The sequence below is a fragment of the Psychrobacter sp. I-STPA10 genome (assembly GCF_021012795.1).
In the GTDB taxonomy this organism is placed as follows: Bacteria; Pseudomonadota; Gammaproteobacteria; order Pseudomonadales; family Moraxellaceae; genus Psychrobacter.
The window spans coordinates 60,572-72,381 of sequence record NZ_VFYU01000031.1 but is presented as its reverse complement, the minus strand read 5'-3'; the positions used below and the strand labels follow the sequence as shown (position 1 = coordinate 72,381).

Below are 11,810 nucleotides of genomic sequence, written 5' to 3'. Positions count from 1 at the left end.
GTCATCAAGAGTTGCAAAGGTGGACTTAAATAAATCGTCTGATACATCTAAGTCCACCTCTACTGCGCAATTGTATCAAGCACCCACTGCCGTTTTAAGTCAATCATCAAACCTACAAATGATGCCAAATGAAACTACTTGGTATCATTTTTATGGGCGGATTGGGCGACTGCGCTATTTGAGTTATCAGTTGTTTATAATGCTCTCTTTTTATTTGCTTATGGGAGCATTGGTTTTTTTATTTGGTCTTATCACTCAAGCCAATGGTAGTGGTGATAACTCAATCACTACGGTGGTATTATCCATTATTTTTATGCCATTATATATAATCATGGCTATCTATAGCATCATCATCTACCCCAAACGTCGCTTAAATGATTTGGGGCGTTCAGGATGGTTGGCATTGACCATGTTTTTACCATTCATCAATATCATTTTTATCTTATATATCCTCTTTGCACAGGGTGATGAAGGTGTCAATCAATATGGCACACCACCACGCAAAAATAGCATCATTCATTATATTGCTGGCTGGATAGCTCCTTTCTTATTCTTGGTATTTATAATCGCTATATTAGCAGCCATGATACTTCCTTATTGATGCTGATGTGTACTTTGAGTGTTTATTAATACTTACTGTTCACCAAATATCTTTGGTTTGGTATTGCCCTTATTGGTCGTTGCTAGTATGGTAGCAATAAAAATTGCCACTGACTATCACCTGAGCACCCAAAAAAGACCTGAGCACCCAAAAAAGATAGCCAATGGATGGACTGTTTGAACAGCTAAGTAGACCCGTTAAGTTATGATTGATAATACAGCAAAGCACCCAACTCCTGAAGGCTTGATGCTCACCCTAGTTCCCGCAGGATTATTGCCACGTTGTAGTGCTTGGCTGATAGACTTTGCTATTCGTATGGTAGTTATGCTGATCATCTACTGGATAGGACTTTGGTTTGGTGAGTCTGGATTTGGTTTTATTGCCATTGGCTATTTTGTCATTTATTGGGGATACTCGGTATTTTTTGAGGTGTATCGCCATGGTATGACACCAGGCAAAAAAAGCCGTGGCATTTATGTGTGTCATGATGATGGTACACCCATTAGCCTGCAAGCTTCCTTAATTCGTAACTTACTACGAGTGGCAGATTTTCTGCCCATGGGTTTTATGGCTGGCATTTTAACAGTCATGTTTAATCGGCAGTCACAACGTCTGGGGGATATTGTGGCAGGGACACTGGTGGTATATCGTGAACAACAAGACTTAGCAAAGCTGTATCAAAGCATTTATGGGGTAACGGCAAAGGATACAAACGTACAAGTGGACAATACTGCCAATGCTTTTACCCATCAGGCGACTTTTGATGCGGCATCACCACTATTTTTTTATCCATTACAATTGGGTGAACAACAAGCCATGCTGTCATTGATGGAGCGGTTGCCTTTTTTATCATTGCCGCGGCAACAAGAAATCGCGTCTGTATTATCTCCTTTAGTCAAAGTGACTGCGCATGGCATCAGCCATACACAAGAAGAGGAAGCTTGTCGTTTGGCAATCATTGAGCGTGCCAGTATTATTCAAGGTAAAGCAGCAATCAAATAAATCAAAGAATGACTCGGTGAAACAAAGATAATGAAACAACAACAATTTGAGGCTCAACACCAGCAGCTATGGCAGCGATTTGATATTTTATTGGCAAATAAAGGTCAAAACAACGTCACCATGCCTCAAGTTTCATCATCATCACAATCACCACTACAATCTGCCTCAAGTTATGAATTTATTCGGCAATATCGTATTATTTGTCAGCATTATGCTTTGGCAAAGCAGCGACATTATAGCCCGCAATTAGTCCAGTCACTACATGATAAAGTAATGGCTGGGCATCAATTGTTATATCGTCGGCGTGGTCATGTCTGGTCAAAGATGTATCACTTTTATAGTTACAGCTTTCCGGTACAACTACGGGCACATGCCAACTTATTTTGGTTAAGTTTGGCGTGCTTTTTAGTGCCTGCCATCTTAATGGGTTGGGCATGTTTTGAGCATTCTGACATGCTATATAGCATCATGCCTGATGATCAAGTACGCATGATGGAAGAGATGTATAACCCTGCTAATGAAATGGTGGGACGTGATAGCTCAAGGCGATCAGATACGGATATTGCCATGTTTGGATATTATATTCAAAACAATATCGGTATTGACTTTCAGATTTATGGCATGGGTTTATTTGCAGGTTTAGGTACTTTATTAAGCTTGGTATATAACGGTTTAGTGATCGGTGGGGTGGCTGGGCATTTATCTGGTATTGGTTATGGTGAGACTTTTTGGACTTTTGTGGCAGGGCATAGCTCGTTTGAGCTGACCGCTGCGGTGATTAGTGGAGCAGCAGGACTACGCTTGGCACAATCACTATTTATGCCAGCAAACTATCGACGTATGGATGCGTTTAAAATTGCAGGTAAGCAAAGCATTGAGCTGTTGATAGGGGCGGCTTCTATGACTTTTATTGCTGCTTTTATTGAGGCGTTTTGGTCGTCTTCTAATGTGATTCCTGATACGGTCAAATACATCGTTGCTGCATTATTATGGATAATGGTGCTCAGCTATTTATTATTGGCTGGCAAAGAGCGCGTGGCAAATATGGTGGCTGACTCAGTACAAACTAACTTGGTATCTGCTAAATCAAAGACATATAAACCCAAAGCTTCTAAATTAAAGAGATTCGGCTTCATACGCTCAATAAAAGGTAAGCAATCATGAATATTGAGCAAATGAGTGTGGCAATACGTCCAATGACAACATCGCAAGCGGTGGATTTGGGTGTCATGATGGCACGGCATTGGTTTTTACCATTATGGAAGATCTGGCTTGGTATGGCATTGCCTTTTTTTATTCTTTTTTATTTAGGCAGCACCTTATTACAGTATTATTTGGCAGTACCAGCCAGTGATGCTTGGTGGTGGTTAGGTGGGCTAGGTGGCATCATATTTTGGTGGCTTAAGCCCCTCTACGAAAAACCCATGCTCTCGTGGCTGGGCTTCGCCTTATTCTCTAATCCGCCAAGTGTCAAAAGCACCATCAAACAAGGCTGGCTGGAGCTCAAAAAACATGCGTTTACGCTTTTGATTGCTCGCCGTTTCTCATTGAGCAGACAGTTGATGCTACCTATCTTAATATTAGAGAATCCAGAAAAGTCACAATTTAAATCTCGGTTTGGTTTGTTATTACGAGGACAAGGTAGTGGACTGGCATGGCACACCATCGTGATGCTACATATTGAAATGATATTTACCATTGGTATGCTGCTGTTTTTGCTGAATTTGATACCCACTACTTTTATGAGTGCAGAAACGTTTTTTACTTATCTCGAAGTCGCACCCACATGGACAGAGATACTTTGGATAACGTTGTATTTTTTTTCCATTAGCATCGTTGCCCCCTTTTTTATAGCCGGTGGATTTGCTGTCTACTTAACCAAACGCTGTCTACTTGAAGGTTGGGATGTGGAATTGGTATTCAAACGCTTAAAACAACGCTATCTACACTCACAACAAAGTGTATTATTGTTTGATACACCATTAAACAACCATCTAAATAACCATAATTTAAACTCAGATATTGCTCATACGATTCATACACCATCGACATCTGCTAATCGTCATCATGGGGACAGATTATGAGTATTTGGTGGCATAACTGGGCAGATGAGACACAAGATAATATTGCAAGTCTTGCTAAGATTAAGATCAAACTAAGCACGATTGTCATACTACTTGCCAGTGTTAACCCAAGTATGAACTTGCCTGCAATGGCTGTCACTGCAACTGCGACGTCAGCAGACACCGCGATAGCGTCTGAATCAATGACCCAGCCACGTCTTACTGATAACACGACTGACACCCAAACCAATATCAATGCTATCAATACGTCCAAGCCACTGAATACCTCTAATCAGGTGGTGCGTCAGCAATTGCAACACATCATCACCAGTGAAGACTATGCAACCAGTAAAAAACGTCAACACTGGCAGCTAAAATCCAAAGAAAACTCCAAAAATAATGAAGACAGCTGGCTGGTAAAACTGCTGAAATTTTTATTCGATTGGGATACAGACTCAGACAACTGGTTAGATATTAGTAAGCTTCAATTATTAGCAACCATTATTAAAACCTTGTTGATTGCTGCGCTGGTATTATTCATAGTATGGATTATTCATCATGCACAAAAAAATGGCTGGCTAAATACCGTATTACCCAAACGATATCACAAAACCTCAGTATCTACTCAGTCTGCCGCCAGCCAGTCATATTTGGGCGATTTACCCTCGCATCAACAGCTTGGTATAAATGTGCAGCGTTTACTTGCTGCTGGACAAATCAGCGATGCGGCATCACTATTGTATCGAGGCAGTCTGAGATGGTTGGCAGACAATCACTTGCTCAGTGTTGCCCCTGCCACCACTGAGCTGCAATGTATTGAACAGTTACATCATATTAATCGTCAGCTTAGCCAAAATACACACCAAGCTGCCACTCAGCATTATATCAACCAAATCATTGCGCACTGGATACAAGTTGCCTATGACACACCTTATCTGCTTGCGCACTCTGAGCAGTTAAGCTTGCAATTAAACAACTTAGCTGATGAGTGGTTATCTATGTTGCCGCTGTCTGTATCAGCCTCTACTCGTTTAAAAACTGCTCGTATAAAAGAGGAGAGATGATGAAAGCGACAAAAAAATGGAAATCACAATCACTACCTCGCAATATACGCAGTATGTCTCCGATCAAATTACTGTTGTTGTTTTTATTACTTGCCGCCTTGGTTTGGACAGGGGTGTGGTTTTGGCAAAATCTTGAACGTGTCGAAAAAATAGACTATGAGCCCAATAGCCGTATCAATTATAACCCTTATTATGCGGCTGAGTTATTGATTAATAGCCATAATACTGGTGATGATTATGGTGGTGCTTATACTGATTTGGATAGTGATTTAAAATTACTAATAGATAATCTGCCAAGCATTGATCCACAGTCACCGCAGCATCCTACACTACTGATTAATAGCATTGGTGGCACACTGACGCCAGAGCGGTTTCAAAAATTACGCTCATGGATAGAGCAGGGCGGGCATGTGATTACCTTTACGCAAGCTGAAATATCCCAACAGAACCTTGAAGAATTATTGGCTCGTCTACAAACATTAAAGCAGCAAGCTACTAATGGTGATAATCAATCAATCAATACTGATGAAGTACAAAAGAAATTTCTAGAGTTGGTGGATAATGATGCACAAATCAATGAAAAATTAAGCGAATTTGGGGGCAATAACCAGCTATTGCTACGTTTGGGCATCTTTGCTGTCAATCAATCAGAAGCTGATGCAGACAGTTTAGAGGAGAGTATAAAACAAAGCATTGAATCAGCAGCAAAAGAGCAAATAGAAAGCGAGAATAAAAAAGGTGATGCCGATAATATTGATGATTTGCTTGATGAGTTAGCAGTTACATTTCAATCCATTACCCCACTGAGTGTTGATGATGGAAACTCTATCATTATGGTGCAAACAGACAGCTCTTATAACCACTTAAATCATCAGATGTTTAAGCAGTTATACAGCACAGAAAAATCCTTATATCATGGAGTAACGGATAAAAAGCTGGCAGAACAGATTCGCCAATACCTCAGACAACAATTAGTCATCTTGCAAAAAACGTATGATGTTGATGTCAAAGTAAACTTGACTGCCAGTAGTAGCAAAGATGGCATCAACAACAAAGATATAGATAACACAAACGACAAGCCAACGGCTGATGCAACAGATGAGTCGTCAGGTTTAGATAGTGAGTTAAATAATGAATTGGCTGAACGCATTTTATTAGAAATGCTCAAAGAGAGAGACAGTAAAGAAGATGCTGCTTACTTGGCAAAATTAATAACCATCGCCATTAATCTTGATGATAAAAAATTATTACAACTATTCACCCCTGCCAAAGATATTTTCTTTGATAGCACTTTTGGCAAAGGGCGTATTAGTGTGGTTATTAACAATCAAAGCTTTACCAATCCTGATCCCAATCTTGATTTAATCAAACATGACAGCAACACAAATGCGAATACAACAGCCCGTTCCTCTAATCATAACTCTTCTAATAGCAATCCTTTAGAAGTACCTTTATTAAATACCCTAGATTGGTTTGGTTTGCGTATTAATCTTTCTAGCATGGACAATGCCTCATGGCTGTTAACTCTCACTCAAAACAGCTCGCAAGTGGTTATTTTGCCAAATACAGACATTGATGCGCTACCAGTCATGTTATGGAAACATGCGCGTTTGGCAATTTTAGGCTTACTATTATTGGTATTGGTATGGCTATGGTCACTATATGATCGCTTTGGCAAAACTCAGTATCTAACAGATAGCCAAGCACATGATATTTTGCGTTATTTTCAGCAAGTTGGGTATTATGGCTGGAAGTATGATCATGCAGTCAAATTAGCCGCAGCAACACAGCAGCAAATACAACAGCTATTGCAACAACACTTGCCACAACTGACAAATAGCAAGTCAGCAACATCAAAAACAGCGTCAATTCAATCCAATGGCAGTGCTATTAATCACACAATGAATACGGCTAATATTGATGAGATGATAGTGAATTTACAGCAACTATTATCCAAGCAACTACAAGATAAGTTCCAGATTAATGGCAACGTCATACAAGATAAAGAGACGCTTAACGACAACACTGCAATAACTACCACGACTGCAACGAATGATTGGCTAGATAAAGCCATGCAACACAATAAAGCCAGAGCGCAAGAAGCCATTAGTATCTCAAGGCTACAAACCGCCATTGCACCCCTACTATCTAATCTATTATCTGAGCGGCTACCATCATCTAATCAAACTCAAATGAATGCAAGCCAACAGATACCAGCCGCTTCTAGTGTCACTGAGTTTACCGAACTAACACAAACACTATGGGTAGTGCAATGGTTATTAAAATAGTTAATTATCAATCAGGAATGTATCATGAGCCTTATTAATGACAGTAACAATATAGATAATAACAGAGAAACTATTGGAAATAATGTTAGGGATAATGGTGCTATTAATACAGAGTCTCATAACAATGATGGCATGAATATGTCACCTACAAGCGGTCAAATTATGAATAACCAATCAACACCCAATCGTAGCAAAAACATCGATCCAAGAGCTTGGCAACAAGCAGCCACCCAAGTCAATGCCTTACTAGATGCTGTATCTAAAGCCGTTATTGGACAAGATACTGTGGTACGCCAGTTATGTGTCTGTCTGCTCGCTGGTGGACATGCATTAATCGAAGGTCTGCCAGGACTGGGCAAAACATTGATGGTCAAAGCCTATGCCAAAGCCATCGGTGGTAGTTATCATCGGGTACAATTTACTCCAGATTTGATGCCTGCTGACATTACAGGTCATACCTTATATGACATGCAAACAGGACAATGGAAAGTACGCCGTGGTCCAGTATTTTGTAACTTATTACTTGCTGATGAGATTAACCGAGCCTCAGCAAAGACACAATCTGCATTACTTGAAGTGATGCAAGAGCAGCAAGTCACTATTGAGGGGACAACTTATGATGTCGATCAACCTTTTATCACCATTGCCACCCAAAATCCATTAGAGCATGAAGGTACTTATCCACTGCCCGAAGCCCAACTGGATCGTTTTTTATTTAATATTTTGATTGATTATCCCGATGAACAAAATGAAGCATTAATGTTAAAGACAGTACTTGGTGGTCATATTGGTGCAAGTTTGGATCTTTCACAAGTACCACAAATCATGTCGCCTGAGCGTTTGCTATTATTACAAAAACTCACAGCCCAAGTGAGCATTGATGATCGTGTGATACATTATGCGCTACAAATTATCCGTGCCACTCGCCAGCATCATGGTATTGTGGCAGGTTCTGGGCCGCGTGGTGGTATTGCGCTGTTACGAGCGGCACGGGCAAATGCGCTACTCGATAGCCGTCATTATGTCATTCCTGATGATGTGGTCGCTGTAGCAACACCCGTTCTACGTCACCGTATTGCTTTAAGTGCTGACTATCAAATCGAAGGCGTGCGCCCCGAACAGGTCATTGCGCAGATACTTAATGCTGTGCCAGCACCTCGTCAATAAGTTATATTACTATGGATAAACGCAGCCCCACAGGTGCAACGCAGATACCAAAACAAAGCAGTCAAAGAAATAAGCCGCTTAGTCTTTGGCAGCGTATCAAACAATTTCAACCTAGCCATTATTTGGTGAAGGTGCTATTGGTATGGTGGTTGTTTGTATTGGTATTTACTGCCTTACAAATGATTTATGGCATGACATTGTTAACACAATCATTATGGTGGTTATGTATTTTGGCAGTAGTTGCCATTGCTATGTTGGTGTTAATTGATTGGCTATGCTTACGGGTGATAAGTCAGGTAAATAACTTTACCCTTGAGCGGTTTTATCCACATAATGTACCTATTTATCATGAAGTAGAGATTAAAGTTTTACTTACTTTTGAGGCTGATTTCTCTAATAAATCTAGTTTATCTTCATCATTATTATATTGGCTACAAAAAACAGGCATTGCCAGAAATATACAGTTGCAATTTTATGACAGCTATCCTGACCAAGTCACCACCTTAATTCCTACTGCTGAGCCATCTGCTGGACAACAGCAAGTAGATAGCATGCCCATTACAATGAATTTAAACCTCTATGATGATAATTATGACAATGACGATGCCAGTAGCGTAAATAACACTCATGGTCACAATCACAAACATATCCATCATCGCCTAAGTATTCGTTACCCTGTACTACCTATTGAGCGGGGCACAGGTTATTTTGGTGTTGCTTATTTACGATTATCTTCCCCTTTTAAATTGTTGCGTCGACAAATAATTTTGACAGAAAATATAGCACATACACCAGAGTTGGCAGATAAAAAATCTGCTAAATATTTACGTGTATTGGCTGATTTTTCGGGATTATTAAGCAATAAATTGGCAGCTGTTTTTGAACAAAGTGCTCATGCAGGCATACAGTCATTAGCACAGCAAGGGCATGGCAGTGACTTTTTAAAGCTACGAGAATATAGTGCTGGTGATGCCATTCGTCAGATTGACTGGAAAGCCAGTTCTCGACAACGGCGAATGATGAGCAAAGCTTATGAAGAGGACAATGATCAGCAGATTGTGTTATTGCTTGATTGCGGTGAGCAAATGCGCCATCAAGATCAAAGTTATGATATAGAAGAGAGTCGGGGCAGTGATTTTGACACTCAGGACACCCATCAGCAATCAACGCAAGTAGTGGGGCAATTAAACTATTTTGATCAAGTATTAAATGCTGCCCTGCTATTAGCTTATGTTGCTAACAAACAAGGTGACAGTATTGGGCTGATGACTTTTGGTGGGGTCGAACGCTATATTCCTCCTAAAAAAGGCAGTACCTTAATCCGTGATTTACTCAATGAAACTGCGGATATCAAACCCACCATGCAAACCAGCGATTATTATACAGCGGCTCATGATCTGAGACAGCAATTAAAAAAACGTAGCTTGGTGGTTATCATTAGTAATACAAGGGCAGAAGCCAGTGATGAGCTACGCCAAGCCATACAGTTATTAAGCCATCAACATCAAGTGGTATTTGCCAACTTAATTGAGCAAGATTTAGATGAACGCTTGCATGGTGATAATATGCCGATGAGTTTTGAAGATGCTTTGTTATATCATTCATTGACCGGCTATGAACAATCTCGCCAGCTTTTACATCAGTATTTAAGCCAAAAAACAGGGGCATTGTGCCTACAAACGACAGCAAATAGATTACCAATGCGCTTAACGCAGGCGTATTTATCGTTAAAGCGGTAGTTTTTGTATTTATAAAAATATAGAAAATTAAGAACAAATATAAAAAATTAAAACAAGGATTTTTTTGGGAAATATCTGAAGAGTAACTACTTAATTATAAAATTATACTAGGTTTGCTTTGATACACGCAGATAAATAAATTATATAGCCAAGCCTAAAGAACATAACATAAATATTATAAGATTTTGTTCTGTTAATAGTTGCTCAAACTGATGGTTAAAATCTAAATAGGCTATTAAGTTAAATATGATTATAGCACATAGAATTAACTTTTCTTTATCTTTCCTAATCAATGCATAATTCACTAAAATTATAGTGATGTATAGACAGAGGCTTATAAGGTTTATCCTCTTGATTAAAATAGTTAAACCAACAACATAAAAAGCTAAATATAAGTGCTTTTTAAGAATATTATTCACTAATAACCTCTCCATAAAACCATAAAACCATGAAAATTGATATTATGCTTATGGGTACATACTACTTTTGCTTCCCTCCATTAAAAAAGAAAGTAGTAAAAGACATTGCTGCATTAAAAAACGCACCTTCTAAAAAATTGGTTTCTTTAACATCATTATTAATGGATAATATAAGTAAATATATGATAGTAGTACTAATTAATAGATAAAGAATATACATAAATAGTCGCATTAATATTGACTGACGGTTAATATATTCTTGAAGTGATTTACGTTTCATGGCAATATCCTAATCATCCTTGTCTGCGACCAAACATTACTGTCATGTTAAAAACTACTTTAAGACCTAAGCTAGCAGGAGAAAAAATTAAATTAGCAGCTCCTACAGCTTATATTCTAAGATTTACAAAAAAATACGTTCTTTAATTAATTTATAGATAATTCCCGATATAATAATAAATCCAATTAATAAATATATTTTTTTGATATTTGCTTCAGTATTAATAAACTTCATTCTTACTAATAGTATTAATATAGCCAAAATTTGTAGTATAGAAAAAAAGTGATCTGCCATTTTTTGCATAAATATATATCAACCAATTTAATATTCATAAAAAAATATTTTCTTAATATTTAAATTTCACATAATTCAATTTTATTACAATAAAGTTGTTCATGTACTCATCCTATATTTACAAATTTATTTATTAAGTTAAGTGAAAATCTATAAATACCAAGTATATAAATAAATATATCCCAAAAAATACAAGTATATAATCAAATTTATCAAGCCTTCCATACCAAAAGAATGATTTTGCGACAGTTATAATAGTCCCTATTAGTAAAGAAAAAGCAATCACTTCATGGATCCTTCTGTTTTTTTATATTGAGTTTCTTATTCTCTCTTATTGAAAAGGTAAGCAGTGCTATAAAAAAGTTACTGAAAAATAATCCTAGAAAATTATCTAATAAGAATTTTTTATGAGCAAATATAACTACCATATAAGAAAAAATAACAGAATAAAATAATGATATTAATAATATTTTTTTGAAATTCATCTTCATTATTATTCCTATATAAAAAATTAATTTAGGTTATTTCTATATACTGTATAGCACTTTATTAATAGACATATAAAGAAAATACTACTTATCAAATGAAAAACATGTAAGTAAGGAATTAAATTGATTATATAACCACTAGAATAAACCATAATTGCAATTATATTTAAAGTAAATAATATATTAGCTATCACTATTAATAAATAACTAATTGAATGAAAATAACTTTTCCGTAAGAGGTATAGAATAATTATTCCTAATCCAAATGCAACAAGTCTATTTAACAATAATAAAAATTTATATGTAAACACACTTACTCTCCTGATGTACATTGCTTCAAAGAGGGTAATGCACCATAGCCAGTTAAAATTTAACCTTTCCTTTTGTAAAATCAATTAAAAATAG

9 protein-coding genes are annotated in these 11,810 nt (G+C 37.5%); 8 read left to right on the top strand and 1 reads right to left on the bottom strand.

Going from position 1 to position 11,810, the window contains the following annotated elements; all coding sequences use genetic code 11:
• The first annotated feature begins 19 nt into the window (after nucleotides 1-19).
• From FHK89_RS14235 to FHK89_RS14200, 8 genes are all read left to right on the top strand, one after another.
• Nucleotides 20-601 (top strand): DUF805 domain-containing protein, encoded by a 582-nt coding sequence (locus tag FHK89_RS14235; protein WP_230661629.1) that lies wholly within the window; start codon nucleotides 20-22, stop codon nucleotides 599-601.
• 204 nt (nucleotides 602-805) lie between these two features.
• Nucleotides 806-1,603: an RDD family protein gene (locus FHK89_RS14230; RefSeq protein WP_230661627.1), complete on the top strand. Its 798-nt coding sequence runs from the start codon at nucleotides 806-808 to the stop codon at nucleotides 1,601-1,603.
• 30 nt (nucleotides 1,604-1,633) lie between these two features.
• Nucleotides 1,634-2,767: a stage II sporulation protein M gene (locus tag FHK89_RS14225; protein ID WP_230661626.1), complete on the top strand. Its 1,134-nt coding sequence runs from the start codon at nucleotides 1,634-1,636 to the stop codon at nucleotides 2,765-2,767.
• A complete protein-coding gene (locus FHK89_RS14220; protein ID WP_230661624.1) occupies nucleotides 2,764-3,687 on the top strand; it encodes a hypothetical protein in 924 nt (307 codons plus the stop codon). Before FHK89_RS14225 ends, FHK89_RS14220 begins: the two co-directional genes overlap by 4 nt.
• Nucleotides 3,684-4,730, top strand: coding sequence for a hypothetical protein (locus FHK89_RS14215; RefSeq protein ID WP_230661622.1), 1,047 nt, complete (start codon nucleotides 3,684-3,686; stop codon nucleotides 4,728-4,730). The genes FHK89_RS14220 and FHK89_RS14215 overlap by 4 nt, the downstream gene beginning before the upstream one ends.
• Nucleotides 4,730-7,018, top strand: a complete 2,289-nt coding sequence (locus tag FHK89_RS14210) for a DUF4350 domain-containing protein (RefSeq protein ID WP_230661620.1) — start codon at nucleotides 4,730-4,732, stop codon at nucleotides 7,016-7,018. The genes FHK89_RS14215 and FHK89_RS14210 overlap by 1 nt, the downstream gene beginning before the upstream one ends.
• A 24-nt stretch (nucleotides 7,019-7,042) precedes the next feature.
• Nucleotides 7,043-8,185 (top strand): AAA family ATPase, encoded by a 1,143-nt coding sequence (locus FHK89_RS14205; protein ID WP_230661618.1) that lies wholly within the window; start codon nucleotides 7,043-7,045, stop codon nucleotides 8,183-8,185.
• Nucleotides 8,186-8,196: 11 nt separating this feature from the next.
• The gene (locus FHK89_RS14200; RefSeq protein ID WP_230661616.1) at nucleotides 8,197-9,924 is read left to right on the top strand and encodes a DUF58 domain-containing protein; all 1,728 of its coding nucleotides are present in this window, start codon (nucleotides 8,197-8,199) and stop codon (nucleotides 9,922-9,924) included.
• A gap of 480 nt (nucleotides 9,925-10,404) precedes the next feature.
• On the opposite strand, the gene FHK89_RS14195 is transcribed toward FHK89_RS14200, so the two are convergent.
• On the bottom strand, nucleotides 10,405-10,623 hold the full coding sequence (locus tag FHK89_RS14195; RefSeq protein ID WP_230661614.1) for a hypothetical protein: 219 nt from the start codon (nucleotides 10,621-10,623) through the stop codon (nucleotides 10,405-10,407).
• Between the last annotated feature and the right edge of the window lie 1,187 nt (nucleotides 10,624-11,810).